We start from the raw sequence: 25,101 nt of genomic DNA, 5'->3' as shown, positions 1-25,101 counted from the left end.
ATCAGCATGGGGCCAAAGGTCAAGAGAGCCTCCCCCTCACGCGCGCCCTCTTTTTTCTTTGCTACAAATACCTCGGGGTGAGCGAGCTTGTCTCGCGAGGGGCAGCGCCCCTACCCCCCCAGCCCCAGACGCCTGTGTTCCTGAAGCGCAAACCGGTCCGTCATCCCGGCAATATAATCGGCCACATGACGTGCAATCGCCCGCTCGCTCGCCCCCGCAAGGGCCTCCTGCCACTCAGCCGGCAGGTCCGAGGGCTGCGCAAACATATGGGCAAACAGCTCTTCCAGCACCTGCGTGACCCGCCTGCGCATTTCGACCACCGACGGGGCACGATACATGCGGGTGAACAGAAATTCCCGGATGTCTTTCAGGTCCTGCCACAAACCGGGTGAAAAGCGGATCACCGCGTGATCCAGCGCACGCAGATCCTCGACGCAGGTGGGGTTTGCCGCTTGCAGCAGCCGGGTTGAGGTCGCAAGCACGTCTTCGACCATGACACCAAAGACGCGCCGCAGCGCTTCGTGGCGCCGCCGCCCGCCGCGAAGGCCGGGATATTTGCGGTCCACCTCGCGGATCATGTCCCCCACGATGGGCAGGTCCGCAATCTCCTCCATCGTGAACAACCCCGCCTGCAATCCGTCATGCAGGTCGTGATTGTTATAAGCAATGTCATCAGCCAGCGCCGCCACCTGCGCCTCGCCCCCCGCATGGGTGTGCAGCTCCAGATCATGGCGCGCATTATACTCCGCCAGCGCAAACGGCAGCGCACCGGTGACCGGGCCATTGTGCTTGGCAATGCCCTCAAGCGTTTCCCAGGTCAGGTTCAGCCCGTCCCAATTGGCATAGTGATGTTCCAGAGAGGTCACGATCTTGAGCGCCTGCGCATTGTGATCAAACCCGCCATAGGGCGCCATCAGCTCGTCCAGCCGATCTTCTCCGGTATGACCAAAGGGCGTATGGCCCAGATCATGGGCCAGCGCCACCGCTTCGGTCAGATGCTGGTTGAGCCTGAGCGCCCCGGCAATGGTGCGTGCCACCTGCGCCACTTCAATCGAATGGGTCAGCCGGGTGCGAAAATAATCCCCCTCATGTTCGACAAAGACCTGCGTCTTATGCTTGAGCCTGCGAAAGGCCGAAGAGTGAATGATCCGGTCCCGGTCCCGCTGATACGGCTCCCGAAAGGCGCTTTCGCTTTCCTCAAACAGCCGCCCACGGCTGCGTTCGGGATGCGTTGCATATGTGGCGAGCATCCGGATGCTCCTTCTCTGCCTGTCAATCTGCCCGTCAAATGACCTGTCAAACGACCTGCCAAAACACACTCAATTGCAAATAGTTACCCAGGTCAACACATAGCCATCTTGCCGCGCGTGGCCCCCACACCTATATTCGGTCTGCGCTGAACAAAATCGTTTCACGCCAAAACTGGGTCACAGTTTTGACGTGGGGCATCTGCTACGACAAACATCACCCGCGCTGCCCCCCCCGTGTTTCGACACGGGAAAGGCGCTCTGAGAAATGGTTACCCCGATGGATCTCACCCTGCCCCCCACCGTGACCCAACGTGCTTTTGACCGGCTGGCCGAAATTGGCGCGGCCGATCAGGGTAAGGCCCTGCGGGTGGCCGTGGAAGGGGGCGGCTGCTCCGGGTTTCAATATGACATTTCTCTTGATGATCCCGCCGAGGGCGACCTGATCCTCGAAAGAGACGGCGAAAAGGTTGTGGTGGACGAAATGTCCCTGCCCTTTCTCGCCAATGCCGAGATCGACTTCACCGAAGAACTGATCGGGGCACGGTTTGTGATCAACAACCCCAATGCCACCGCCTCCTGCGGCTGCGGCACCTCGTTTTCGATCTGACCCAGCGCAGAAACCGGCCCGTTTCCCGCACCACCTCAGCCCCGACCCTCAACGGCAGGATGGCCGCGCGTGATGCCAGCCTCGCGGCCCTGATCTGCACGCTTTCCTCCTGCTGATGAAACAGGTATGCAGCGCCATGATTTACGACACGATCATCATCGGCGCGGGGGCTGCTGGCCTGTTTTGCGCCACGCGAACCGGCGGGCGCACGCTGGTGATTGATCACGCCAAACGCCCGGGCGAGAAAATCCGCATTTCCGGCGGCGGGCGCTGCAATTTCACCAACATGTATTGCGAGCCGGGAAATTTTCTTGGGCAGAACAGGCATTTTCACAAATCCGCCCTCAGCCGTTTTGGCCCCTGGGACTTTGTGGCCAAGCTCGACCAGGCCGGGATAAACTGGCATGAGAAAACGCTTGGGCAGCTATTTTGCGACGACAAGGCAACGCAGATCGTGGAGCTTCTCGTCTCCGAGGCCAAAGCTGCGGGCGCGGAAATCCGCCTGAGTTGCAGCGTTCAGTCCATCGCCCATGACGGTCAGGTATTTGTCCTCACCACCCCTCACGGCCCGGTGCAGGCGCGCGCGCTTGTGCTGGCCACCGGCGGCAAGTCGATCCCGAAGATGGGGGCAACCGGGTTTGCCTATGACATTGCCCGCCAGTTCGGGCATGAGATAACCGAAACCCGCCCCGGCCTTGTGCCTTTCACCTTTCCCGAAGGGCGCTTTGCCCAGCTGTCCGGCCTGTCCCTGCCGGTGCGGGTCTGGAACGCCCGCGCACAGTTCGAAGAGGCGCTTTTGTTCACCCATCGTGGCCTGTCCGGGCCGGCGATCCTGCAGATCTCGTCCTACTGGCGCGAAGGGGAAAGCGTCACGATTAACCTGACCGCAGGGATTTCGGACGGGCGCGGCCTGTTGACGGCCCTGCGCGATCAGCGTCAGCGCGCCGGGCGGCGCAATCTGACCACGGAGCTGGGACAGTTTCTGCCCGCAAAACTTGTCGATTTCCTCGCGCCCGAGCTGGGCCTGTCCGGCAATCTGGCTGATCAGAGCGACACCCGCCTGCGCGAGATCTGCGACGCCCTTGCCAACTGGACCGTGACCCCGTCCGGAACCGAAGGCTATCGCACCGCCGAGGTGACGCTGGGCGGAGTGGCCACCTCGGGCCTCGACAGCAAAACGATGATGTCGAAACACCAGGACGGGCTTTATTTCATCGGCGAATGCGTGGATGTGACCGGCTGGCTTGGCGGGTTCAACTTCCAATGGGCCTGGGCGTCGGCCCATGCGGCAGGCGCGGCAATTGCGGCCCGCAATGCAGGCTGATCAGCCATTTCCGGCCCGCCGTCCTCAGCCATTTCCGGCCTGCCGTCCCCCGCCCCCGTTAATCGCTTGTGCAGCCGTAGATTTCCCCCCACAGTAAGCGCAGAAAAACGGAGAGCGCCCATGAAGATTGCCAGTTTCAACATCGCCGGGATCAAGGCCCGCATGCCCGCTCTTACCGCGTGGCTGGAAGAGGCGGCCCCGGATGTGGCAATCTTGCAGGAAGTCAAATCCGTGGATGAAAACTTTCCACGCGAACAGTTTGAAAACATGGGATATAATGTCGCCACCCATGGGCAGAAAAGCTTCAACGGCGTGGCGATTTTGTCGAAATACCCGCTTGAGGACGTGATGACCGGCCTGCCCGGGGACGACAGCGATGAACAGGCGCGGTATATCGAAGCCACCGTGGTGAACGAATGCGCAATCCGCATCTGCGGGCTTTACCTGCCCAACGGGAACCCGGTCTCGTTTGATGCCGATGATCAACCGATCCATGACGGCAAATATGGCTATAAGCTCAGCTGGATGGCCCGATTGCAAAACCGTGCAGAAGAGCTGATGGCCGCGGAAGAACCGTTCCTGATGGCGGGGGATTACAACATCATTCCGCAGCCCGAAGACGCCGCCCGCCCCGAGGCCTGGACCCGCGATGCGCTGGCGCTTCCTGACAGCCGAACCGCCTTTCGCAAGCTTCTGAACCTCGGCCTTACCGAAGCCTTCCGCACCCGCAATCCCGCCCCTGAGCAATACACGTTTTGGGATTTCCAACGCGGGGCGTGGCAGCGCAATGACGGGATCCGTATCGACCATTTCCTGCTGTCACCGGAATGCGCCGACATGCTGCGTGACTGCCAGATCGACAAAGAGGTGCGCGGGCGTGAAAAGCCATCGGATCACGTGCCGATCTGGATTGAGCTTGCGGCTTAACCCCAGAACATAAAAATCAGGACGCAAAGATCTGATATGGCACGAAAAATCATCATAGACACCGACCCCGGACAGGATGATGCGGTGGCCATCCTGCTGGCGCTGGCCAGCCCGGAAGAGGTGGAGGTTCTGGGCATCACGACCGTCGCCGGCAACGTGCCGCTCAGCTATACGCAGCGCAATGCACGGATCATCTGCGAGCTTGCCGGCAAGCCGGAAACAAAGGTCTTTGCCGGCTGTGATCGCCCGCTGGAACGCGATCTGGTCACGGCGGAATATGTGCATGGTAAAACCGGGCTGGACGGGCCGGAGCTCTGGGATCCGGTCATGCCATTGCAGGACGGCCACGCGGTGGATTTCATCATCGACACGCTGCGCTCGCAAGCCCCGGGCACGATCACGCTCTGCCCGCTGGGGCCGCTGACCAACATCGCCACCGCCTTTGCCCGCGCCCCGGACATCATCAACCGGGTTGCGGAGATCGTGCTGATGGGGGGCGCTTATTTCGAGGTGGGCAATGTGACCCCCGCGGCCGAGTTCAACATCTATGTCGACCCGCAGGCCGCTGATATCGTGTTCAAATCCGGGGTGCCGATTGTGGTGATGCCACTGGATGTGACCCATAAGGCGCTGGTCACCAAACCGCGCAATGATGCGTTTCGCGCCTTGAACACAAAGGTGGGGCGCTTCACCGCCGAGATGACCGATTTTTTTGAACGGTTCGACCGCGAGAAATACGGGTCTGAAGGTGCCCCGCTGCATGATCCCACGGTGATCGCCTACCTGCTCCGGCCCGCGCTGTTTTCCGGCCGCCATGTGAATGTCGAGATCGAGACCCGATCCGAACTTACATTGGGCATGACGGTCGCCGATTGGTGGGGCGTGACAGACCGCCGCCCCAATGCGCTGTTCATCGGCGATCTGGACGCGGACGGATTTTTTGACCTGCTGACAGAAAGGTTGGCCCGACTATGAGCGCATTACGCCTTGCCACGCTGGAGGATCTGGATCGGTTGACCCATCTGGTCGCCGGGTTTCACGCCGAAAGCGGTATCGAACAGGACGAGGCCACCCGCCACGAGGCCCTTGTGCCGCTCCTGCAAGGTTCCCCCCATGGCGCAATCTGGATGATCGGCCCCCGCTCGGCCCCGGTGGGGTATATCGCGGTCAGCTTTGGCTGGTCGATCGAATTCGGCGGGCTCGACGCCTTTGTCGATGAGTTTTACGTGCGGGAGCGGGTGCGCGGGCGTGGCATGGGATCCGAGGCGATGATGGCGCTGGCCCGGGCGCTGGCCGGACAGGGGATCAAGGCGATGAACCTCGAAGTGGATACGGACAACCAGCGTGCCCGCACCCTTTACGAACGGATCGGGTTCTCGTCGCGCGATCGTTACCACCTGATGGCGCGCATCCTGTAAACTGATCCCATGAGTGTGACCTTCGACAACAGCTATGCCCGGCTGCCCGCCCGTTTCTTTGCCCGCGTTGATCCAACACCGGTCAAGGCCCCTGCCCCGTTGATCGTAAACGAAAAGCTGGCCCATGTGCTGGGGTTTGATCCGGCGGAGCTGACACCGGAGCTGTTGACCGGCAATCATCTGCTTGCGGGGATGGAACCGATATCGCAGGCCTATGCGGGCCATCAGTTTGGCGGCTGGGTGCCGCAGCTTGGGGATGGGCGTGCCGCGCTGCTAGGGGAAATCACCGGGGCATTTGGCCGTGTGGATATCCAGCTGAAAGGGTCAGGCCACACACCGTTTTCACGGCGTGGTGACGGGCGGGCCTGGCTCGGGCCGGTGATGCGGGAATATCTGGTATCCGAAGCCATGCATGCGATGCTGATCCCGACCACCCGCGCACTGGGCGCTGCACTGACCGGTGAGGTTGTGCAACGGGAAAGAGGCTTTCCCGGTGCGGTTCTGATGCGGGTGGCGGCAAGCCATATCCGGGTTGGCACGTTTCAGTATTTTGCCGCAAGGGGCGACACGGAGGCGCTTGGGCTGCTTCTGGATCATGTGATCCAGCGCCATTATCCCGATATTGCCGGCCCGGTGGCCTTTCTGGATGCAGTGATGCAGCGGCAGGCAGAGCTTGTGGCGGCGTGGATGGCGGTGGGGTTCATCCACGGGGTGATGAACACGGATAATATGGCCGTTTCCGGCGAGACGATAGATTATGGTCCCTGCGCCTTCATGGATGCCTATCATCCGCGCACGGTGTTTTCCTCGATCGACCAGAACGGTCGCTATGCCTATGCGGCCCAGCCGGACATGGCGCTTTGGAACCTCGCACAGCTTGGCACGGCCCTGTTGCCGCTGATGCCAGATCAGGAGGCGGGTATCGAAGAGATGGGCGCCCTGCTTGACGGGTTCGGCACGGTTTTTCAGGCGGCGTGGTTGCGACGGTTTCGCGCCAAGATCGGTTTGTTGCGCGAAGAAGACGGGGACATGGCGCTGATCACCGGGCTTTTGGGCCGGATGGCAACCAGTCAGTCGGATTTCACCCGGACATTTACGGCCCTCAGCCACGGGGATGCACGTGACGAGGTCACAGACGAGGGTGCATGGGAGAGTTGGGCGCCGGACTGGCAGTCCCGGCTGGCGCGAGAGCAGGACCCACATGGGGTCATGGCGGCGTCCAACCCGGTGATCATTCCCAGAAACCACCAGATCGAAGCCGCCATTCAGGCGGGCCTCTCTGGCGATCACGCGCCGTTTCATCGCCTTGCAGAGGCCTTTACCCGGCCTTACGCTCCGCACAAGGGAGACATGGACCTGACGCAAGGACCAAGATCCGAAGAACGGGTGATGCGCACCTTCTGCGGAACATGACCCTGGGATGAGAGGGGCGCTGCCCCTCGCGAGGCAAGCTCGCTCACCCCGGAGTTTATGTGCCAAGAAGAAAGGGGGCAGCGTGGAGCTGTCATTGCTGACATACAATATTCGCAAGGCTGTTGGGCTGGATCGACGGCGCGATCCCCATCGGGTGATGGAGGTGATCTGTCAGGCGGATGCGGATGTGGTGGTGTTGCAGGAAGCCGACCGCAGGTTGGGGCCCCGCCGGGCTGCGCTGCCGTTTCAGATCGTCGCGGAAGAAAGTGATTACCAGGTGGCGCCTCTGGCAGCAAATTCCGTATCCCTCGGCAGTCACGGCAATGCGGTTCTGGTGCGGCGCGGGTTTGAGATTGGCCCCTGCCAGCGCCTTCCCCTGCCCGGGCTGGAGCCGCGGGGGGCGGTCTCGGTTGAGGTTCACGGGCTTCGGGTGATTGGCACCCATCTGGGGTTGATGCGCCGCTATCGCCATCAGCAGATGCGGCGTCTGGCGGGGGAACTGAGCCATGAGACAAAGCCCACGGTGATCCTGGGGGATTTCAATGAATGGTCCGCACATCGTGGGTTCGAGCCACTGGACCGGTGTTTTGACATCCATGATTTCGGCAAAAGTTTCCATGCGGCGCGCCCGATGGCGGCGCTGGATCGGCTGGTGATCAGCCCGGGTGTCCAGATCCTTGAGGGGCATGTGGTGCAGACGCCGCTTGCGCGGGTGGCATCGGATCATCTGCCGGTCTGGGCGCGGGTGGCCCTCAGTGCCGGTTGATCAGGATGATCCTGGTCACCACGAGGGCGAGCGCCCCGAACGCGGCAGGGCCAGCAGTTTCGCCCAGCCACACCCAGCCACGCCCCCCCATGGCGACGCCGAAAATGGGGGGTAGGAAGGCCAAGGAGGCAACCGAGGACACCTTGTCGTGTTTCAGAAGCCAGAACCAGAACAGGAACAGGCCGGAGGTGATGCCCCTGTAAAGCGTTTCAACAAACAGGGCCGCCAGCAGGAGAACCGGTGCCAACGCCCAGACCTGCCAGAAGATCTGCATATCCGGTGAAGCTGTTTTCAAATCTGTGAGACGCGCGCAGAGCGACACGCGCAGCCGGCCTCAGGACCTTGCGTCGCACACAGCGTCAAGAGGTTTGTGTCATCACATCCCCATGATAAGAGGAGGCAAATCACCCCTTCTCTTTCAGGCCCGGAGCCAAAACATGACTTTTCTGCAAATTGCGTCCCTGCTGATCGTTCTGGCGGGGCTTTTTGGAGCGATCAATTACCTTTTCCTGAAACTGCCCTCTGCCATCGGCATTCTGGTTGTGTCTCTTGCCGCGTCGCTTGCGGTGATGGGGCTTGACCTTCTGCTGCCGGGGCTGGGCATGGCGGACCAGGTGCGCAGCACCGTCGCCGGCATTGATTTTTCAGACGCGCTTTTGGAGGGCATGCTGGGGCTGTTGCTGTTTGCCGGTGCATTGCATGTCAAGATTTCCGATCTGAGGCAGCAATGGCGGGTTGTGATCTTGATGGCCACCATCGGTGTGGCCCTGTCCACCACCATTGTCGGTGTGGGCTTCAGTTGGCTGACCGGGATGCCGCTTTTGATCGCGCTGGTGTTTGGCGCGCTGGTCTCGCCCACTGATCCGGTGGCGGTTCTGGGGGTCTTGCGCGAGGCCAACCTGCAGAAATCGCTGGAAACCAAGATCGCGGGGGAAAGCCTGTTCAATGACGGGGTTGGCTATGTGGTGTTTCTGGTGCTGGTCGGGCTGGCCTTTCCGGCCGGTGACGCCCATCACGAGCCGGGCTTTCAGGCGGCGCTCCTGCTATTTGCACAAGAGGCGTTGGGCGGTGCTGTGCTGGGGGTGATGTTAGGCTGGCTGACCTTTCGACTGATGCGCCATATCGACGATTATTCACTGGAAGTGCTGTTGACGCTGGGCCTGGCCTTTGGCGGATATGAGCTGGCGGTTGCCCTGCATGTCTCGGCCCCGATCATGGCGGTCTGTGCGGGGCTTTTGATTGGGGATGTGGGGGCGAAACACGGCATGAGCGAAGAGACACGGAAATATGTCGATGCGTTCTGGAAGCTGATTGATGAGATCCTGAATGCGGTCCTGTTCCTGATGATCGGGTTTGAGGTCTTTGCCGTGGCCTTCACCGGGGATGCGGTCATGGCGGGCATCTTTGCGATCGCGCTGGCGTTGTTTGCGCGCTTTGCCGCGGTGGCGGTGCCGGTGATGCTGCTCAAACCTTTCCGCAACTTCTCGGCCGGGGTGATCCCGATCATGACCTGGGGCGGGCTCAAGGGCGGGATCTCGGTTGCGCTTGCGCTGTCACTTCCCGAAAATGAATGGAAACCCTTGATCCTCACCGCGACCTATATCATCGTCATCTTCTCGATTATCATCCAGGGGCTGACCGTGGCGCCCCTTGCCACGAAACTGGGCCGCGAACCGGAGCTGATGTAATGCGCTATTTTGTCTATGACGTCTTTACCGACACGCCCTTTGGCGGCAATCAGCTGGCCATCGTGCCGGAGGCCGGGGGCCTGTCCGAGGCACAGATGCAGACCATCGCGCGCGAGTTCAACTTCTCGGAAACCAGCTTTGTCCTGCCGCCCGAGGATCCGGCCCACACGGCGCGGGTGCGGTATTTCACCCCGATGCGGGAGCTGCCCTTTGCCGGTCACCCGACCGTGGGCACGGCGGTGATGCTGTCCGATCTGGGCGGCGCAAATGACATGGTGCTGGAGCTGGGTGTCGGGCCGCTGATCTGTCAGGCCAAAGATGGCGCAGCGTCGTTTCGCACCGAACACCCGCTTGAGATAAAAGCCCACCCGGCGGCCGATCTGGTCTGCCGGGCCATTGGATGCGAGATCGGCAACCTGCGCAGCGAACCGGTGCTCGCCTCGCTTGGGGGGGATTTTGTCTATGTCCAGCTCGACAATCGCGACACGCTGTCAAAGCTCTGCCCCAATGTGGACGCCATGCGCGAGGGCGCGGCACTTTACCCCGGCAATCACGATTTTGCGGTTTACCCTTTTGTGATGGACGGCCAGGAAGCGCATGCGCGCATGTTTGCACCGCTCGACGGCATCCCGGAAGATCCGGCCACAGGATCGGCGGCCGCCCCGCTTGCATCCCTCATGTGCCAGAGCCTTGGGCGCGATATTGCCCTGACCGTGCATCAGGGCACGGATATGGGGCGCCCCTCGCGGATTGAGCTTCTGGCCGATGCCAAGGGGGTCACGGTTGCAGGACAGGCCGTGAAGGTGATGGAGGGCACGCTGCTGCTCTGAGCCGCCCACCCACCGGCCTTTGCCCCATTCCCGGTTTCCCCACCCGTCGTTTCGCGTCATAAAAGGTGAAAGGATTCGTGAGGTTGATCAGATCATGCCCAACAAGAGCATTCTTGCCCGCTGCGAGGAAAAGGGCCTGCGTATGACCGAACAGCGCCGGGTGATTGCCCGTGTGCTGCAGCAGGCCCATCACGACCACCCGGATGTGGAGGAGCTTTACGCCCGCGCGTCCGAAATCGACGCCGGGATCTCTCTTGCCACCGTCTATCGCACGGTCAAACTGTTCGAAGAGGCCGGTATTCTGGTCAAGAACGAATTTGGCGACGGCCGCGCACGGTATGAAAGTGCAGATCGCGATCACCATGATCACCTGATTGATCTGACCACAGGCAAGGTGATCGAATTCGTGGATCCCGAGATCGAGGCGCTGCAGGAAAAGATCGCCAAGAAACTGGGCTATAAGCTCAAGGATCACAGGCTGGAACTGTACGGCGTGCCGATCGACAAGGCTTGAGTCCGATCTGGTCAGGCTGGGGGCCAGCCCCCAGACTCCCGGGATATTTCTGACCAGAAAATGACTGACAAGAAAATGACGGGGGGCCTGTTGCAGGGAACCTGCGGCGCGGGGCGGTGATGCCGTGGCCCCTGCTTGTCCCTCATTCATCAGGAAATCAAATGTGATCCATCACGTTTCCCGGGCTTGTTTTGGATCCAATTTTCCGGTTTTGTCTGCCGGTAACATCGCGGGTCCTGAACATGCAAAATATACGCGGCATCATCCTTGTCACCCTGTCCATGGCCGCTTTTGCGGTTGAGGATGCGTTCATCAAGTCAAGCTCTGCCGGTCTGCCGGTTTCCGAGGTCTTGGTGTTTCTGGGCTTTGGCGGGGCATGTGCCTTTGCCGTAATCACCTATCTGACCCGGGGCACGCTGGCACCGCTGGTGCATCGGGACATGCGCTCTCCCATGATGCTGTGGCGTGCGGCCTCTGAGGGGGTGTCGGCAATGTTTTTCATCACCGCCCTGTCGCTGGTGCCGATTTCCACCGTGGCCGCCGTGTTTCAGGCCACACCTCTGGCCATCACCGCAGGGGCGGCGCTGTTTCTGGGGGAAGCGGTGGGCTGGCGGCGCTGGACGGCCATCGGCATCGGTTTTCTGGGGGTTCTGATGATCATCCGTCCTGGTGCGGAAGATTTCGACATGGCGGCCCTTTTTCCCATCGCCGCCGTCTTTGGCATTGCCCTGCGCGACCTGATCACCCGTCAGATCGACCCGTCGATCCCCTCAACTTCGGTCAGTTTCTACGGTTTCTTTGCGCTGATCCCGGCCGGGTTGCTGATGATCCCGGTCACCGAGCCGTTTGTCCTGCCTCAGGGGATCCAATGGGGGTTTCTGGCCGGGGCAATGGTCTTTGGCGTGGGGGGGTATTATGCCATCGTTCTGGCCATGCGGATTGCGGAAACCTCGATCATCATGCCGTTTCGGTATTCGCGTTTGATCTTTTCGATCATTTTAGGGGTGATCATCTTTGGCGAGCGCCCCGACACACTGACCTATCTGGGCGCGATGGTGGTCATTGGCAGCGGGATTTACATGTTTCTGCGCGAAGCTCGCGCTAACAGGCGCGCCGCCCGGTTGCCCGACGCGGCGTGACGGGTTAAAGACGCCCCAACTGAAGTTTTCTTCTTATTGGGAGCGCTAACATGAGCACCATCGTCGATATTTTCGCCCGCGAGATTCTGGACAGCCGCGGCAACCCGACCGTAGAGGTCGATGTTTTGCTGGAGGACGGCACGCTTGGCCGTGCCGCGGTGCCTTCGGGGGCCTCGACCGGTGCCCATGAGGCGGTTGAGAAACGCGATGGCGACAAGGCGCGCTATCTGGGCAAAGGCGTTCTGGCCGCTGTGGAATCGGTGAACGGAGAGATTGCCGAGGCGCTGATCGGGTTTGACGCCACCGAACAGGAAGCCATTGACGCCGCCATGATCGAGCTGGACGGCACCTCCAACAAGGGCCGTTTGGGGGCAAACGCCATTCTGGGCGTGTCGCTGGCCGTGGCCAAAGCAGCAGCCGACGCCTCCGCCCTGCCGCTGTACCGCTATGTTGGCGGTGCGGCCGCCCGCGTTCTGCCGGTTCCGATGATGAACATCATCAATGGCGGTGAGCATGCGGACAACCCGATCGATATCCAGGAATTCATGATCATGCCGGTTTCGGCCACGAATATCCGTGAAGCCGTGCGCATGGGGGCCGAGGTTTTCCACACGCTGAAAAAAGAGCTGCAGGCTGCGGGTCTGTCGACCGGGATCGGTGACGAAGGTGGCTTTGCGCCCAATATCGCCTCGACCCGCGACGCGCTGGATTTCGTAATGAAATCGATCGAAAAAGCGGGCTACAAGCCGGGCGAAGACATCTACCTCGCCCTCGATTGCGCCGCGACCGAGTATTACAAAGGTGGCAAATACGTGCTGTCAGGCGAAGGGAAAGAGCTGAGCTCGGAAGAAAACGCCCAGTATCTCAAGGCGCTGTGCGACGACTACCCGATCATCTCGATCGAAGATGGCATGTCGGAAGATGACTGGGACGGCTGGGTCGCCCTGACCGAGCTTCTGGGCGACAAGGTGCAGCTGGTGGGCGACGACCTGTTTGTGACCAACCCGGCCCGCCTGTCCGACGGGATCAGCCGCAAGGCTGCCAACTCGATGCTGGTGAAAGTCAACCAGATCGGGTCGCTGTCCGAGACGCTGAAAGCCGTCGATATGGCCCATCGCGCGGGCTATACCAACGTGATGTCGCACCGCTCGGGCGAAACCGAAGACGCCACCATTGCCGACCTCGCTGTGGCCACCAATTGCGGTCAGATCAAAACCGGGTCGCTGGCGCGTTCGGACCGGCTCGCCAAATACAACCAGCTGATCCGCATCGAGGAACAGCTGGGCGCGACGGCAGAATATGCCGGGCGCAGCATTCTGAAATAAGCCATCCGGATTTCACATAGATCCGCCCGGCGGCCCAGAATGGGGTCTGGCGGATCTGGTGATTTCGAGCATAAGAGCAAACATATCCGGGCCGCCCGCTGCCAAGACGCAGGGGCGGCCCGGTTTCTTTGAGCTCGGGGCCCCTTCCGCTCACGTGCCGGGCCCTTCGACACCCTCCCCCCCAAACCACCCGATCAGCCCGCTTCAGCCCTGTGATCTCCCCCCTCTGGTGCCGGGTTCACATTCCAATCACGCTCGGTTGAGCCCGCTTGCGCTGCGTCACCGCTCTCGTAAACTCGGCCCTATGAGTTTTGTGACCACCCATCAATTGCATCTGCTTCTGGCGCTGTTCGTGATCGGCGCAATAGGCACCGCACTATTGTTTCGCAAGCCCCCCGGACATCGCGCCTGGAAACTGGCGGATCTGGTGTGGGTTGTGCTCGGGGGCGTCGGCGCCTTGGTGGCCATCATCGCCGGGCTTTACACCTCTGACAGTTCCCGCCTTGATCGGCAGATTGACCTGGCCTATGCCGCCAGCGCCGATTTCGACCGCGATGCCGCCCGGTTTCGCCTGCGCTTTTGCGACCCGGCCATGGATAAAAACGTGCGTGTTCTTTGTGACAAGGTCGAATTCCTCTCCGCCTCCACCGCCGCCAATTCCGACCTGCCTCTGTTCATCGCCGTCACCGAAGAAGTGGCCCCCCTCACCGGGCTCAGTTTCCTGACCCTTGGCCGCAGTCACCCCGACAGCAATAATATGCGTGATATGGTGAGCAAGGCCGATGCCTTTGATATTTCAAGGTTTCTTGTGTTCTCCTCCCTCGACCCAACCACGCGTGCAGCCATGACATCCCTGCGTCCGCTTGCCCCGGCCATTGCCGGGGATTTCCAGATCCTTGCCCAAAGTTACGATCGGCTGATTGAACAGGTCGGGCAGTTGCAGCAGGAATGGGAGTATCTGCAAAGCAACGCCCATATACTGATCCTGCAGATCCTGGCCCTCTGCCTGGTCAGCTTTGCCGCACCGTTTCGCCTGGGCAAATCCATCGTCGAATTGCGCAGCAGCATGAACATGCCATAATGCGTTCCGGCGCTCACCTGAGACAGGGAAAAATCGAAACGTCGCTAGAGATCTCAATACTGCGGGCGTTTCGGGAAAACATGTATTTCAAGTTTATCCCGAAACGCTTTAGTCAGGACAAAACCCTGACCCCAACGAATGAGAGCGCAGATGACCGCTGATGAAATCATCCAACACCTGAACCTGGCCCCACATCCAGAAGGGGGATATTTCCGCGAAACCTGGCGTGACACCCGGTCAGATGGGCGGGCCCATGGCACCTGCATCTACTTTTTGCTGAAAGAGGGAGAGAGCAGCCATTGGCACAAGGTTGATGCCACCGAGATCTGGCTCTACCACGCCGGTGCGCCTCTGGTGCTGTCCCAGTCTGAAGCCGACGATGGCCCGGCCAAAGACAATCTGCTTGGCCCAGACCTCTTCGCCGGACAGGCACCGCAGATCATCGTGCCAGCCCATCACTGGCAAGCCGCCCGCACCACGGGCGCTTACAGTTTGGTCTCCTGCACCGTGTCACCGGGGTTTGACTTCAAAGGCTTTACCCTCGCGGCACCCGGCTTTGACATCCCGCGCCGCTGACACAGGTCCTCCACGCGGACACTGACCCTCCGCGCAGCCCGCCACCACAAACCACCCGCCCCGGTTTTTTCTTGTTCAAAATATCCCGGGGTGAGGCCGCCAGGCCGAGGGGCAGCGCCCCTCTCCCCGCTCACCCTACTCGCCCAGCAAAACCGCACTGACCGGCGCCAGAGACACGGATTTCGCACGAGATCCGAGGCTCCATTCAATCAGCGCCTGAAGCGTCTCCGGTCGGGCACGACCCAGCACAATCACGCCGTCCTGCTGACGAGACTTGAAGGCAGCATTGTCAAGGAAACGGCGAATGGCACGCCCGTCCTGACCGGCCCCGTCCACATCCCGAAAAACCAACCCTGAAGGCACACCTGCCTTCAGGGCGATCCGATGCCCGGTCGACAATCCCACCGGACTGCTGACCGCACCAAATCCACCTGCCAGCAGGATCTCGGACACCTGATTTGCAAGCTCCGTATTATCCTGAAATCCGCTTTCCTCAGGCAAAAAGACAGCAACCCCTTGCTCCATCACATCTTTCTGGATCTGAAAATTCACCTCGGCATCCGTTGGAGTGGCTGCTTCGGGAAGGCTCGCCTCGATCACGATCTCAGCGCCTTTGGCGCGGTAATAGGCAATGGCCTCTTCCGCATCTGCCGCAGTTGCGTCAATCACGATGCTTATCGGGAAAGGCAGGGAAGACAGCTCCCCCAGGGCCTGCCGCTCCGCCCCCTGATCGCGCAGGATGATCGCCATGATCGGGTCATCCCCCATGCGGTCAAAAGGAATGGCATTTCGCTCAATCGCCAATGGGGATTGGGCGCGGGCCGCGTCTGCCTCCGAGATCACTTCAGGGGCATCCTGCGGCGCCTCTCCCGCGGCAATTGTTGGCAGACGATCCGTTGTGACATTCGGGGCAAGGTCGCCAATCGGTGAGGATGGGTTATCGCTGAGCGCAATGCGTGCCGGGCCACCACTGGCGGATGGATCCTCGGAAAGCGTGGCCTCCTCCGCCTGCCCGTCTGTCATGGGGGTATCCTCTGGATCGGGCTGCACCTCATCGGCAGGCGCCTCCGCCGGGGCAGGCGCGGCGCTGTCCCCGTCAGGCAGGCTCTCAGGCGGGTCGGTTTCCAGGGCAGGTGTTTGCACCGGCAGCCCGCCCGCCCCGGCGATCGGAGTATCTGCAACCACATCAGGCGCCGGATCCTCTTTCGGGGAAACCGGCGCCGGAGCGGTTTCGGCTCCGGCAGGTGGCGCGTCTACGACGGGGGCCGCATCTTCAACCTGTGCTGCGGGACCGGTTGGCACCGCAATCGGGGCTCCGTCCGGCACCATCCCTTCAGGCGGTTTCGGCACCTCACTCGCACCGTCGGAAAGGGGGCCCTCATCCCCTTTCGATGCCATTTCCGGGGCCATTTCCGGCGCAGGTTCGGACACAGGACGCTCCCCGTCCGACAGGTCAGGAGAAACCGGCGCGTCGGGGGCAGCTTCGGACAGGTCAGGGGCCGCGGGCTGATCGTTGGAAGTATCGGAGTTCTGGCCTGCCACCTCACCCGTTGCCGTGGTAGCGGGATCATTACCGGCCGGTGTGGACGGATCGGGGGCTATCTCTGGCGCTGCAACCGGGACTTCGGTCTCGGCAGAAGGCCCAACCGGAGCATCCGCCATCGGCATGACAAGCGACAGTCCCGCAAGACCCAATCCCGACACGATGGCCCCCATGGCCACCCCCGACAGAAACCCTCGTGACATGCCTGTCCTCCTCGGAGCTTTACGCCCGCTCACTCTTGCTGCATTCCGGGCCCAAAATCTGTATCTGCCCGGCTGTTACCTCATAGAACCCACCTGCCCCCCTTGACCAGAGGCGCAGGTCTGGAACATGTATAGCCGGACTGGACCCGCGCGTAACCCCTGTTGCGCCGCCAATTGCTGAAAGGCCATCTCATGATCCTGCTGATCGACAATTATGACAGCTTTACCTACAACCTTGTCCATTATCTGGGCGAATTGGGGGCCGAGGTCGAGGTCTGGCGCAATGACGCGTTGACGGTTGACGAGGCGCTGGCGAAACAGCCGCAGGGGATCTTGCTTTCACCTGGTCCCTGCGACCCGGATCAGGCCGGAATCTGCCTTGATCTGACCCGTGCCGCTGCAAAATCAGGTGTGCCGCTTCTTGGTGTCTGTCTTGGGCATCAGACCATTGGCCAAGCCTTTGGCGGACAGGTGGTGCGCGCAGGCGAGATCGTTCACGGCAAAATGGGCACGATGCACCATGCCGGTCAGGGCGTGTTTGAAGGTCTGCCCAGCCCGCTTGAGGCCACGCGCTATCATTCTCTGATCGTTGACCGTGACAGCCTGCCGGATTGTCTTGAGGTCACGGCCTGGCTGGAAGATGGCATGATCATGGGGCTGCGCCACAAGGAACTGCCGATTGAGGGCGTGCAATTCCATCCCGAAAGCATCCGTTCGGAACATGGTCACGCGATGCTGGCGAATTTTCTGAAAGCGGCCGGGGTCAACGTGCAGGCCATCAACAAGGGGGACGCCGCATGAGCGAGATGATCAAACCGCTGATCGGAGCTGCCGCCGACCGCCCCCTGACCCGCGACGAGGCAGAACAGGCATTTGAGATCCTGTTTCAGGGCGAAGCCACACCCAGCCAGATCGGCGGGTTTCTGATGGCCCTGCGCACCCGCGGCGAAACGGTTGAAGAATACGCCGCCGCCGCCGCGGTGATGCGCGCGAAATGCAACAAGGTCGCGGCGCCTGAGGGGGCAATGGACATCGTTGGCACCGGGGGCGATGGCAAGGGCACGCTGAACATCTCGACCGCCACGGCCTTTGTGGTGGCAGGGGCGGGGGTGCCGGTGGCCAAACACGGCAATCGCAACCTGTCGTCAAAATCCGGCGCAGCGGATGCGCTGTCGGAAATGGGTGTGAACGTGATGGTCGGGCCCGATGTGGTCGAAGCGGCCCTAACCGAGGCGGGCATTGCCTTCATGATGGCGCCAATGCACCACCCGGCGATCGCCCATGTGATGCCCACACGCACCGAGCTGGGCACAAGGACGATTTTCAACATTCTCGGTCCGCTGACCAACCCGGCAGGTGTGAAACGCCAGCTGACCGGCGCCTTTTCGCGCGCTCTGATCCGTCCGATGGCAGAGACCCTCGGCCTTCTGGGCAGCGAAAAGGCGTGGCTGGTGCATGGGTCTGACGGCACCGACGAGCTGTCGATTGCCGGGGTGAGTTGGGTGGCCGCGCTGGACAACGGCGCGGTGACGGAATTCGAACTGCACCCCGAAGAGGCCGGCCTGCCGGTGCATCCGTTTGAGGCGATCATGGGCGGCGAACCGGCCGAAAACGCCAAAGCGTTCCGCGCGCTGCTGAACGGCGAGAAATCCGCCTATCGCGATGCGGTTTTGCTGAATGCGGCGGCAGCATTGGTGGTGGCTGACAAGGCGGGCGACCTGAAAGACGGCGCCGCGTTGGCAGCCGAAAGCATCGACAGCGGCGAAGCCTTGCGACGGATCGAAACCCTGGCCCGCGTGACCTCAGCAGGGTGATCATCCGCCATCTGACGAGCCCGGGCGGCGATCCGCCCGGGTGTAAAAACCAGAAAACTAGTTTTCTAGTTTTCTAGTTTTCTAGTTTTCTAGTTTTCTAGTTTTCTAGTTTTCTAGTTTTCTAGTTTTCTAGTTTTCTAGTTTTCTTCGAAATGTGCGCCCGAGCGCGCCTGTCAAGGTCTCCACCTATGCCCCACCTCCCCGCAGCCTGGTCCGACCTTCCCTTTTTCACCGATACCTGGCCCAAAATTGACGCTGCAATCAAATCGGACCCGCGCGAGATCCTTCCGCCAGCGCCCCGCCGCTTTGCCGCCCTTGAGGCGGCGCAGCCCGAAGATGTGCGCGTTGTGATCCTGGGTCAGGATCCCTACCCCACGCCGGGCCATGCCAACGGGTTGGCCTTTTCCGTGGAACCGGATGTGTCCCCCCTGCCCCGCTCCTTGAAAAACATCTATGCCGAGCTGGAAACCGATCTGGGCATCTCGCGCGCCAATGGCGACCTTTCGGATTGGGCAAATCAAGGCGTCTTGCTTCTGAACACCGCGCTTTCGGTGCCGGCAGGAGAGGCCAACGCACATCAGAAACTGGGTTGGGACCGGCTGGTGCATCAAGTGCTGGGGCGCGTCTCCCGTCGGCCCACTGCCTTTATCCTGTGGGGAAACAATGCCCAAAAGCTCGCCCGACACATTCAGCCCGGTGATCACCTGATCGTGCAAACCGCCCATCCTTCCCCGCTTTCGGCCAGACGTGGATTTTTCGGCTCTCGCCCGTTTTCTTCCGTCAACAATTGGCTTACAGATCAGGGCCAGCCCCCAATAGCATGGTGAAGACATGACCCTGACCGTTCTCGACAAGATCAAAGCCTATAAGCTGGAACATGTGGCCGAATGCAAAGCCCGCCACCCGCTGTCTGAGGTAGAGGCCGCCGCGCGAAACGCTTCTGCACCCCGAGGCTTTGCCAAGGCTCTGTTGGATGCGTCGAAAACTGGTTATGGCCTGATTGCGGAAGTGAAAAAAGCCAGCCCATCCAAAGGTCTGATCCGCGAAGACTTCAACCCGCCAGAAATTGCCCGCGCCTATGAGGCCGGGGGCGCCACCTGCCTTTCCGTGCTGACCGATGGTCCGTCTTTCCAGGGCGCGGATGAGTTTCTTGTCGCGGCCCGCTCCGCCGTGTCCCTGCCCGCGCTGCGCAAGGATTTCATGTATGACGCCTATCAGGTGGCCGAGGCCCGCGCGCTGGGGGCCGATTGCATCCTGATCATCATGGCCTCCGTCTCGGATACGCAAGCCGCCGAACTGGAGGACGCTGCATTCGGCTGGGGAATGGATGTGCTGATCGAAGTGCATGACGAGGCCGAGCTGGAACGCGCGCTGGCGCTGAAATCCCCTCTGCTGGGCGTGAACAATCGGAACCTCAAAACCTTTGAAACCACGCTGGACACCACCCGCCGTCTGTCAAAGCTGGCCCCGGCTGACCGCCATCTTGTCTGTGAAAGCGGGCTCTTCACCCCGCAGGATCTGGCCGATATGGCAGAATATGGCGCGCGCAGCTTCCTGATCGGTGAAAGCCTGATGCGCCAGGATGATGTCGAGGCCGCCACCCGCACCCTTCTTGCCAACCCTGTTCCTGCCTGAGGTAGCCCCATGACCACATCACCGCTCACTCATTTCGATGCCGACGGACAGGCCCATATGGTGGATGTGTCCGACAAAGCCGTGACCGACCGCATGGCGCTTGCCGAGGGGTTCGTGAAAATGACGCCGGAGACACTGGCGCTGATCACCGATGGCACCGCCAAGAAAGGCGACGTGCTTGGCGTGGCGCGGCTTGCCGGCATCATGGGCTGCAAACAAACCTCTGCCCTCATTCCACTGTGCCACCCGCTGCCAATCACCAAGGTCGCGCTGGAACTGGAACCGGTGCCGGACCTGCCCGGCATCCGCATCACCGCCACGGTGAAGACCGGTGGGCAGACAGGGGTCGAAATGGAAGCCCTCACCGCGGTGTCCGTCGCCGCCCTCACCGTTTATGACATGCTCAAGGCCGCCGAAAAGGGAATGGAAATCAAAGACATCCGCCTTCTTCGCAAAGAGGGTGGAAAATCGGGTGTCTATGAAAGATGAGCAAGGGGCGGTCTCTCGAACTCTTTTTTGTTGATGGTCGCCCCGATGGGATGCTGACCGCAGAAGTGTTTGACTGGACCGGTCATGTATTGCGCCTGCCCCGCACCCAGCTCGTGGATGGTCTGAAACGGCCTGAGGCGCAGCAGACCGGAGTTTACATCCTGATCGGACAGGATGAAAACGGACCACTTGCCTATATCGGCGAGACCGAGAATATGGCCGATCGGCTTAAATCGCACGCCCAGAGCCGCGACTGGTGGGACGACGCCATCCTGATCACCGCCGCCCGCGATGCGCTGCACAAGGCACATGTGAAATTTCTCGAAGCCCGGTTGATCCAACTGGCCAAAGAGGCCGGCCAAATCCGCCTGGAAAACGGCAATCAGCCCGGCGGGGCGAGCCTGAACGAAGCCCATACTGCCAATATGGAGAGCTTTCTGGACACCCTGCATATGGTGTTGCCCGCCATTCGTGTGGAGTTCTTTCAAAGCGGGCGACGCACTCGCCCACCTCAAGAAAAAGCCAATCAAACAGTTCCCCAACTGGAATTTGAGCTGGCAATGCCGCGCCATGGGGTTCAAGCAAAAGCTCAAATAGATGGCGCCGAACTCGTCGTGCTTGCCGGATCCATTATTCGTGCCGAGTGGATTGGTGATCGGTCCGAAAAAACGCACTACTGGAAGCTTTTTGACGCTCTTCAAAGTCAAGGGTTGATAGTTAAGGAAAGTGGCAAAGGAAAGCTCATCGCGGATTATGCGTTTGCCAGCCCCTCTGCCGCCGCATCCGTGGTCACGGGGCGATCTGCCAACGGACGCACATCATGGAAACTCCCCGATGGCCGCACCTATGCCCAATGGGAAGAAGAACAACTCAACGAGGCCCCCTCATGATCCCCGTCATCGAAGCCCTGGACAATCTGTTTTCTCTGGTAAATCCGCTCGATACCGAAGAGGTGCCTTTGGCCGAGGCCGCGGGCCGCGTGCTGGCCTCCCCGGTGACCGCAAACAGGATGCAGCCCCCCTTTGCGGCCTCCGCCATGGATGGCTATGCGGTAAACGGCGTGGAAGCAGACCCCGAGGCGATGTTCCGGGTGATCGGAGAAAGCGCCGCCGGGCACGGGTTTGATGGCAAGCTTGGCGCAGGCCAATCCGTGCGCATCTTTACCGGCGCCCCGATGCCCGAAGGGGCAAATCGCGTTATTATTCAAGAAGATGTGACCCGAAAAGGGGATCTGATCACCCTGGGGCGCAAACTGGATAAAGGGCCACATGTGCGCCCCGAGGGGGCTGATTTCGCGGTTGGGGATCAGGTCGAGGCCCCCTTGGTGCTGACCCCGGCCCATCTGGCTCTGATTGCAGCCATGAACACCCCGAAGGTGCAGGTGTATCGCAAACCCGTTGTGGCCCTGATGGCCACCGGGGACGAACTGGTCATGCCCGGCGAAGATCCCGGCCCGGACCAGATCATTTCCTCAAACACCTTTGGCCTCAAAGCCCTGATCGAAGAAAACGGCGGGGAAGCCCGTATGCTGCCCATCGCGCGCGACAATCACGACAGCCTGCGCATGGCATTTGAACTCTGCGCCGGGGCAGATCTGATTGTGACCATCGGCGGGGCCTCGGTCGGCGATCATGATCTGGTTGGCGAGGTGACCGAAGAGCTCGGGATGGCACGCAGTTTTTACAAGGTGGCAATGCGACCGGGCAAACCGTTGATGGCAGGCAAGCTCGGGAACACACCGGTGATCGGGCTGCCGGGCAATCCGGTCTCGGCCATGGTCTGTGGGCATGTGTTCCTGGTGCCGGCCCTGCGCGCGATGCTGGGGTTGGGCAAGGCGGCGGCGCCGCGTTACACCGCCCGCTTGGGTGCGGATATTTCCGCCAATGGCCCACGGGAACATTATATGCGCGCCGTGGTGGAAAATGGTGAAATTACAGCATGTAATCAACAAGATAGCGCCCTTCTATCGGTTCTCGCGGGTGCCAATGCCCTGTTGATCCGTCCGGTCAGTGATCCAGATCAGCCCGCCGGAACGCTTGTGGAATATCTTGCTATTTGACGGGCCGGCACGGTTTGTTAACCACTTCTTTACCTCAAGTTGACACAAACAGAGAACATGGGTAGAACAGAGGCTGAACGCCCCGTAATATCGGGACGATTGGTCCCTGCGTGAGCATCACCCGTGATGATGCCCCACCGAAGGGGGATGTGCCAAATAACAACGGAGGTAAGAGCAAGTGCTGACCCGTAAGCAATTGGAACTTCTGGATTTCATCCATAAACGCATCCAACGCGATGGCGTCCCCCCCAGCTTTGATGAAATGAAGGAAGCGCTGGATCTGCGGTCGAAGTCAGGTATTCACCGGCTGATCACTGCACTTGAGGAGCGTGGTTTCATCCGTCGCCTTGCCCATCGCGCCCGCGCCATTGAAATCGTCAAGCTGCCCGAAACCATGGAAAACGCGGGCCGGGCCGGGTTTGAACCCAAGGTAATCGAAGGCGACCGCCCGGAAACACCGCCTGCGGCACTGGCGGTGGAGGCTGAAGCCGCGCTGGGGGTAAGCACCCTGCCACTGATGGGCCGGATCGCCGCTGGCGTGCCAATCGAAGCGATAACCGATGGGGCACAGCGCGTGTCAGTGCCCCAAACCATGCTTGGCCATGGAGGGCAACATTACGCCCTTGAAGTAAAAGGGGATTCCATGATCGACGCCGGGATCAACAATGGCGATATCGTGGTTATCCGAGAGACCAGCCATGCCGAAAACGGTGAAATTGTCGTGGCCCAGATCGAAGGGTATGAAGCCACGCTGAAACGCTTTCGCAAGACCAATGGCATGATTGCCCTTGAAGCAGCCAATCCGAATTATGAATCCCGCATTCTGCCCGAAGGCGCCGTCAAGGTTCAGGGGAAGCTGGTTGGGTTGATCCGCACCTACTGATTTCGGTGCGATCTGGCAAAAACACCAAGAAAAAGGGAGGCTTACCGCCTCCCTTTTTCGTTTTTTTTAAGTGGCCTCTGCCAAGAACAAAGCTGGCCGAGCGGTGTGGGAAACGTCACGGCAGCAGGCGCATCAGCCCCCCTTTACCTGTCTCCAATCACACTCAGATCAGCCAAGGCCAGAGAGTTTTTTCTGAAGCTCTGACAGTTGTTTCTTGATCTCGCTCAGCTCCTCATCCTTGGACCCATTTTCCCCATCCTCTTTCGCAGAGGGGGCAGACCCAGCGGCAAAACCGCCCATCATGGCTTTCAGAAAGGCCTCTTGCTGCGCCTGCATCGCTTCCAGCCCCGGCATATTGGCCATTGGATGGCCCATCGTGCCGAGGTTTTCCATCATCTTGCTCTGCCCTTCGCGCAACATCTCAAAGCTTGCCGCAAGGAATTGCGGCACCACGCTTTGCGCCTGCGTCGAATAGGAGCGCACCAGATCCGTCAGAACATCGACGGGCAGGACATTTTCCCCCCGGCTTTCATGTTCCGCAATGATTTGAAGCAGATACTGCCGTGTCAGGTCATCTCCGGATTTCAAATCTATAATCTGAACATCCCGCCCGTCGCGGATAAAGCCCGCGATATCGTCCAGCGTCACATAGTCGGATGTTTCAGTGTTATAGAGCCGACGGCTGGCATAGCGTTTGATCAGCAGCGTATCTTGTTGTTGTACCATTTTTCCTCCCCCGGGGGGCACCCCCGACTGCACCTGCCTTGAGCGGCATTTTGTGCTGCAGTGCAAAAAGCCTATGCCAGCGCGCCAGTCATTGGCAAGCCTGTTGACCACAAAAGAATAGAAAAGGGCGCACCAAAGGCGCGCCCAGGGTCAGGTGCCGGGGGGAGGACCCGGCGGAGTGTAACCCGATTATTTCGCGGCAGCGGTGGCCTTTTTGGTGGCTTTCTGCACCTCTTCGCCAGCTTTTTTCACAGCAGCCTGAGCTTCTTCGCCCATTTCTTTGCCCGCAGCCATCATCAGTTCGACGGTTTCAGCTTGAACGCGCTTGGCGACTTCTGCAAAGGCGGCCATGTTTTCGGCAGCCAGTTCAGCCTGGGCCGAAGCGAAATCGGTCACGGCTTTCGAGTAATCAGCAGCGTCTTCTTTCGCGGCGGTCACGTCACCGATTTTGGCCAGGGTCTCTTTGGTCCATTTGGTCGAGATTTCAGCCGATTTGTCAGCAGCCTGCAGAGCCACTTTCGAGAATTTCTCGCCCAGTTCAGCCTGGTTTTTGAAAGCGTCTTGCGCGATGGACATATCCACCGGGAAGTTGCTCATCATCTCTTGGAACATCTTGGTGAAGTCTTGCGTCTTGGTCATTGGTCATCTCCGAATTTTGCGGCCGCCGGGAGGATTAAGGAGGAGGAGCGGCCAGGATATAGTCTGTCTGTTGCAACCTGCCAGTCCGCCCTGCGGGGATCACCCTGCTGTTTTTCGGCAAACCAACTTGCTGCGTCTGCAAAGAATATGAATGCTGCAGCGCAGCAAATCAAGTTTTTTCTGCACTGCAGCATGTAAAACTTGTATGACAGACAAAAAATGCGGAGATTCAGGGGGTTGCAAAAAATGCAA

General features: G+C 60.4%; 27 protein-coding genes. 22 read left to right on the top strand and 5 right to left on the bottom strand.

What is annotated here, in order from left to right; genetic code table 11:
• Nucleotides 1-110: 110 nt before the first annotated feature.
• Nucleotides 111-1,250 carry a deoxyguanosinetriphosphate triphosphohydrolase gene (locus tag K3J57_RS04630; RefSeq protein ID WP_259786508.1) on the bottom strand — a complete coding sequence of 380 codons (1,140 nt, stop codon included), beginning with the start codon at nt 1,248-1,250 and terminating at the stop codon, nt 111-113.
• A 277-nt stretch (nt 1,251-1,527) separates the two neighbouring features.
• Between K3J57_RS04630 and K3J57_RS04625 the strand changes: the two genes are divergently transcribed.
• The 7 genes from K3J57_RS04625 to K3J57_RS04595 all read left to right on the top strand — a co-directional run bounded on the left by K3J57_RS04625 (nt 1,528) and on the right by K3J57_RS04595 (nt 7,705).
• Nucleotides 1,528-1,857, top strand: a complete 330-nt coding sequence (locus K3J57_RS04625; protein WP_259787014.1) for a HesB/IscA family protein — start codon at nt 1,528-1,530, stop codon at nt 1,855-1,857.
• A 136-nt stretch (nt 1,858-1,993) separates the two neighbouring features.
• A complete protein-coding gene (locus tag K3J57_RS04620) occupies nt 1,994-3,181 on the top strand; it encodes a BaiN/RdsA family NAD(P)/FAD-dependent oxidoreductase (RefSeq protein ID WP_259797732.1) in 1,188 nt (395 codons plus the stop codon).
• 120 nt (nt 3,182-3,301) lie between these two features.
• On the top strand, nt 3,302-4,108 hold the full coding sequence (xth, locus tag K3J57_RS04615) for an exodeoxyribonuclease III (RefSeq protein WP_259794237.1): 807 nt from the start codon (nt 3,302-3,304) through the stop codon (nt 4,106-4,108).
• A gap of 36 nt (nt 4,109-4,144) precedes the next feature.
• On the top strand, nt 4,145-5,083 hold the full coding sequence (locus tag K3J57_RS04610) for a nucleoside hydrolase (protein WP_259797299.1): 939 nt from the start codon (nt 4,145-4,147) through the stop codon (nt 5,081-5,083).
• Nucleotides 5,080-5,526 carry a GNAT family N-acetyltransferase gene (locus K3J57_RS04605; protein ID WP_259786505.1) on the top strand — a complete coding sequence of 149 codons (447 nt, stop codon included), beginning with the start codon at nt 5,080-5,082 and terminating at the stop codon, nt 5,524-5,526. The genes K3J57_RS04610 and K3J57_RS04605 overlap by 4 nt, the downstream gene beginning before the upstream one ends.
• 9 nt (nt 5,527-5,535) lie before the next feature.
• Nucleotides 5,536-6,939 carry a protein adenylyltransferase SelO gene (locus K3J57_RS04600; protein ID WP_259794235.1) on the top strand — a complete coding sequence of 468 codons (1,404 nt, stop codon included), beginning with the start codon at nt 5,536-5,538 and terminating at the stop codon, nt 6,937-6,939.
• Nucleotides 6,940-7,021: 82 nt separating this feature from the next.
• Nucleotides 7,022-7,705: an endonuclease/exonuclease/phosphatase family protein gene (locus tag K3J57_RS04595; protein WP_311196497.1), complete on the top strand. Its 684-nt coding sequence runs from the start codon at nt 7,022-7,024 to the stop codon at nt 7,703-7,705.
• Here the strand turns inward: K3J57_RS04595 and K3J57_RS04590 are convergent.
• Nucleotides 7,692-7,979: a hypothetical protein gene (locus tag K3J57_RS04590; RefSeq protein WP_259797297.1), complete on the bottom strand. Its 288-nt coding sequence runs from the start codon at nt 7,977-7,979 to the stop codon at nt 7,692-7,694. The genes K3J57_RS04595 and K3J57_RS04590 overlap by 14 nt on opposite strands.
• A gap of 163 nt (nt 7,980-8,142) precedes the next feature.
• Between K3J57_RS04590 and K3J57_RS04585 the strand changes: the two genes are divergently transcribed.
• The 7 genes from K3J57_RS04585 (at nt 8,143) to K3J57_RS04555 (ending at nt 14,858) form a co-directional block, all read left to right on the top strand.
• A complete protein-coding gene (locus K3J57_RS04585; protein WP_259794232.1) occupies nt 8,143-9,393 on the top strand; it encodes a cation:proton antiporter in 1,251 nt (416 codons plus the stop codon).
• Nucleotides 9,393-10,223, top strand: a complete 831-nt coding sequence (locus K3J57_RS04580; protein ID WP_259797294.1) for a PhzF family protein — start codon at nt 9,393-9,395, stop codon at nt 10,221-10,223. The genes K3J57_RS04585 and K3J57_RS04580 overlap by 1 nt, the downstream gene beginning before the upstream one ends.
• A gap of 94 nt (nt 10,224-10,317) precedes the next feature.
• Complete coding sequence (locus K3J57_RS04575; RefSeq protein WP_055189215.1) at nt 10,318-10,737, top strand: Fur family transcriptional regulator; 420 nt, start codon at nt 10,318-10,320, stop codon at nt 10,735-10,737.
• Between the two features lie 242 nt (nt 10,738-10,979).
• Complete coding sequence (locus K3J57_RS04570) at nt 10,980-11,876, top strand: DMT family transporter (RefSeq protein ID WP_259794227.1); 897 nt, start codon at nt 10,980-10,982, stop codon at nt 11,874-11,876.
• Between the two features lie 50 nt (nt 11,877-11,926).
• Nucleotides 11,927-13,201 carry a phosphopyruvate hydratase gene (eno, locus tag K3J57_RS04565; RefSeq protein ID WP_173487350.1) on the top strand — a complete coding sequence of 425 codons (1,275 nt, stop codon included), beginning with the start codon at nt 11,927-11,929 and terminating at the stop codon, nt 13,199-13,201.
• A gap of 304 nt (nt 13,202-13,505) precedes the next feature.
• Nucleotides 13,506-14,282, top strand: coding sequence for a UPF0449 family protein (locus tag K3J57_RS04560; protein ID WP_259797291.1), 777 nt, complete (start codon nt 13,506-13,508; stop codon nt 14,280-14,282).
• 150 nt (nt 14,283-14,432) lie between these two features.
• Nucleotides 14,433-14,858, top strand: a complete 426-nt coding sequence (locus tag K3J57_RS04555) for a cupin domain-containing protein (RefSeq protein ID WP_259776991.1) — start codon at nt 14,433-14,435, stop codon at nt 14,856-14,858.
• Nucleotides 14,859-14,993: 135 nt separating this feature from the next.
• On the opposite strand, the gene K3J57_RS04550 is transcribed toward K3J57_RS04555, so the two are convergent.
• Entirely contained in the window at nt 14,994-16,604 is a 1,611-nt protein-coding gene (locus K3J57_RS04550; protein WP_259794223.1) for a divergent polysaccharide deacetylase family protein, read from the bottom strand.
• Nucleotides 16,605-16,796: 192 nt separating this feature from the next.
• On the opposite strand from K3J57_RS04550, the gene K3J57_RS04545 reads away from it, so the two are divergent.
• The 8 genes from K3J57_RS04545 (at nt 16,797) to lexA (ending at nt 23,484) form a co-directional block, all read left to right on the top strand.
• The gene (locus tag K3J57_RS04545) at nt 16,797-17,405 is read left to right on the top strand and encodes an anthranilate synthase component II (protein ID WP_055189224.1); all 609 of its coding nucleotides are present in this window, start codon (nt 16,797-16,799) and stop codon (nt 17,403-17,405) included.
• Nucleotides 17,402-18,418, top strand: coding sequence for an anthranilate phosphoribosyltransferase (gene trpD / locus K3J57_RS04540; protein WP_259794222.1), 1,017 nt, complete (start codon nt 17,402-17,404; stop codon nt 18,416-18,418). The genes K3J57_RS04545 and trpD overlap by 4 nt, the downstream gene beginning before the upstream one ends.
• A 188-nt stretch (nt 18,419-18,606) precedes the next feature.
• Nucleotides 18,607-19,245 carry a uracil-DNA glycosylase gene (locus tag K3J57_RS04535; protein ID WP_259786494.1) on the top strand — a complete coding sequence of 213 codons (639 nt, stop codon included), beginning with the start codon at nt 18,607-18,609 and terminating at the stop codon, nt 19,243-19,245.
• 4 nt (nt 19,246-19,249) lie between these two features.
• Nucleotides 19,250-20,053: an indole-3-glycerol phosphate synthase TrpC gene (gene trpC, locus K3J57_RS04530; RefSeq protein ID WP_259797288.1), complete on the top strand. Its 804-nt coding sequence runs from the start codon at nt 19,250-19,252 to the stop codon at nt 20,051-20,053.
• A 9-nt stretch (nt 20,054-20,062) separates the two neighbouring features.
• Nucleotides 20,063-20,542, top strand: coding sequence for a cyclic pyranopterin monophosphate synthase MoaC (gene moaC / locus K3J57_RS04525; RefSeq protein WP_259797284.1), 480 nt, complete (start codon nt 20,063-20,065; stop codon nt 20,540-20,542).
• A complete protein-coding gene (locus K3J57_RS04520; RefSeq protein WP_259797281.1) occupies nt 20,539-21,432 on the top strand; it encodes a GIY-YIG nuclease family protein in 894 nt (297 codons plus the stop codon). Before moaC ends, K3J57_RS04520 begins: the two co-directional genes overlap by 4 nt.
• Nucleotides 21,429-22,601, top strand: coding sequence for a molybdopterin molybdotransferase MoeA (locus K3J57_RS04515; protein WP_259797280.1), 1,173 nt, complete (start codon nt 21,429-21,431; stop codon nt 22,599-22,601). The genes K3J57_RS04520 and K3J57_RS04515 overlap by 4 nt, the downstream gene beginning before the upstream one ends.
• 178 nt (nt 22,602-22,779) lie before the next feature.
• Entirely contained in the window at nt 22,780-23,484 is a 705-nt protein-coding gene (lexA, locus tag K3J57_RS04510; protein ID WP_173487361.1) for a transcriptional repressor LexA, read from the top strand.
• Nucleotides 23,485-23,652: 168 nt separating this feature from the next.
• Here the strand turns inward: lexA and phaR are convergent, their stop codons facing one another.
• Nucleotides 23,653-24,210 (bottom strand): polyhydroxyalkanoate synthesis repressor PhaR, encoded by a 558-nt coding sequence (phaR, locus tag K3J57_RS04505; protein WP_173487362.1) that lies wholly within the window; start codon nt 24,208-24,210, stop codon nt 23,653-23,655.
• A 189-nt stretch (nt 24,211-24,399) separates the two neighbouring features.
• Nucleotides 24,400-24,849, bottom strand: a complete 450-nt coding sequence (locus K3J57_RS04500) for a hypothetical protein (RefSeq protein WP_055189245.1) — start codon at nt 24,847-24,849, stop codon at nt 24,400-24,402.
• Between the last annotated feature and the right edge of the window lie 252 nt (nt 24,850-25,101).

This window comes from Aliiroseovarius crassostreae, assembly GCF_025137635.1.
GTDB classification, from domain to species: domain Bacteria; phylum Pseudomonadota; class Alphaproteobacteria; order Rhodobacterales; family Rhodobacteraceae; genus Aliiroseovarius; species Aliiroseovarius crassostreae.
Note: the sequence above shows the minus strand (reverse complement) of the source record. Positions and strands in the feature narration are given on the sequence as shown.

Bases quoted from the DNA above. Each gene is read 5' to 3' on its own strand.
- K3J57_RS04590 (WP_259797297.1), bottom strand. From the start codon at position 7,979: ATGCAGATCTTCTGGCAGGTCTGGGCGTTGGCACCGGTTCTCCTGCTG.
- K3J57_RS04625 (WP_259787014.1), top strand. From the start codon at position 1,528: ATGGATCTCACCCTGCCCCCCACCGTGACCCAACGTGCTTTTGACCGG.
- K3J57_RS04575 (WP_055189215.1), top strand. From the start codon at position 10,318: ATGCCCAACAAGAGCATTCTTGCCCGCTGCGAGGAAAAGGGCCTGCGT.
- trpC (WP_259797288.1), top strand. From the start codon at position 19,250: ATGACCCTGACCGTTCTCGACAAGATCAAAGCCTATAAGCTGGAACAT.
- K3J57_RS04620 (WP_259797732.1), top strand. From the start codon at position 1,994: ATGATTTACGACACGATCATCATCGGCGCGGGGGCTGCTGGCCTGTTT.
- K3J57_RS04570 (WP_259794227.1), top strand. From the start codon at position 10,980: ATGCAAAATATACGCGGCATCATCCTTGTCACCCTGTCCATGGCCGCT.
- K3J57_RS04515 (WP_259797280.1), top strand. From the start codon at position 21,429: ATGATCCCCGTCATCGAAGCCCTGGACAATCTGTTTTCTCTGGTAAAT.
- K3J57_RS04610 (WP_259797299.1), top strand. From the start codon at position 4,145: ATGGCACGAAAAATCATCATAGACACCGACCCCGGACAGGATGATGCG.
- phaR (WP_173487362.1), bottom strand. From the start codon at position 24,210: ATGGTACAACAACAAGATACGCTGCTGATCAAACGCTATGCCAGCCGT.
- K3J57_RS04545 (WP_055189224.1), top strand. From the start codon at position 16,797: ATGATCCTGCTGATCGACAATTATGACAGCTTTACCTACAACCTTGTC.
- K3J57_RS04520 (WP_259797281.1), top strand. From the start codon at position 20,539: ATGAGCAAGGGGCGGTCTCTCGAACTCTTTTTTGTTGATGGTCGCCCC.
- K3J57_RS04600 (WP_259794235.1), top strand. From the start codon at position 5,536: ATGAGTGTGACCTTCGACAACAGCTATGCCCGGCTGCCCGCCCGTTTC.
- K3J57_RS04560 (WP_259797291.1), top strand. From the start codon at position 13,506: ATGAGTTTTGTGACCACCCATCAATTGCATCTGCTTCTGGCGCTGTTC.
- K3J57_RS04500 (WP_055189245.1), bottom strand. From the start codon at position 24,849: ATGACCAAGACGCAAGACTTCACCAAGATGTTCCAAGAGATGATGAGC.
- K3J57_RS04630 (WP_259786508.1), bottom strand. From the start codon at position 1,250: ATGCTCGCCACATATGCAACGCATCCCGAACGCAGCCGTGGGCGGCTG.
- K3J57_RS04535 (WP_259786494.1), top strand. From the start codon at position 18,607: ATGCCCCACCTCCCCGCAGCCTGGTCCGACCTTCCCTTTTTCACCGAT.
- moaC (WP_259797284.1), top strand. From the start codon at position 20,063: ATGACCACATCACCGCTCACTCATTTCGATGCCGACGGACAGGCCCAT.
- K3J57_RS04550 (WP_259794223.1), bottom strand. From the start codon at position 16,604: ATGTCACGAGGGTTTCTGTCGGGGGTGGCCATGGGGGCCATCGTGTCG.
- K3J57_RS04580 (WP_259797294.1), top strand. From the start codon at position 9,393: ATGCGCTATTTTGTCTATGACGTCTTTACCGACACGCCCTTTGGCGGC.
- K3J57_RS04555 (WP_259776991.1), top strand. From the start codon at position 14,433: ATGACCGCTGATGAAATCATCCAACACCTGAACCTGGCCCCACATCCA.
- trpD (WP_259794222.1), top strand. From the start codon at position 17,402: ATGAGCGAGATGATCAAACCGCTGATCGGAGCTGCCGCCGACCGCCCC.
- K3J57_RS04585 (WP_259794232.1), top strand. From the start codon at position 8,143: ATGACTTTTCTGCAAATTGCGTCCCTGCTGATCGTTCTGGCGGGGCTT.
- K3J57_RS04605 (WP_259786505.1), top strand. From the start codon at position 5,080: ATGAGCGCATTACGCCTTGCCACGCTGGAGGATCTGGATCGGTTGACC.
- eno (WP_173487350.1), top strand. From the start codon at position 11,927: ATGAGCACCATCGTCGATATTTTCGCCCGCGAGATTCTGGACAGCCGC.
- xth (WP_259794237.1), top strand. From the start codon at position 3,302: ATGAAGATTGCCAGTTTCAACATCGCCGGGATCAAGGCCCGCATGCCC.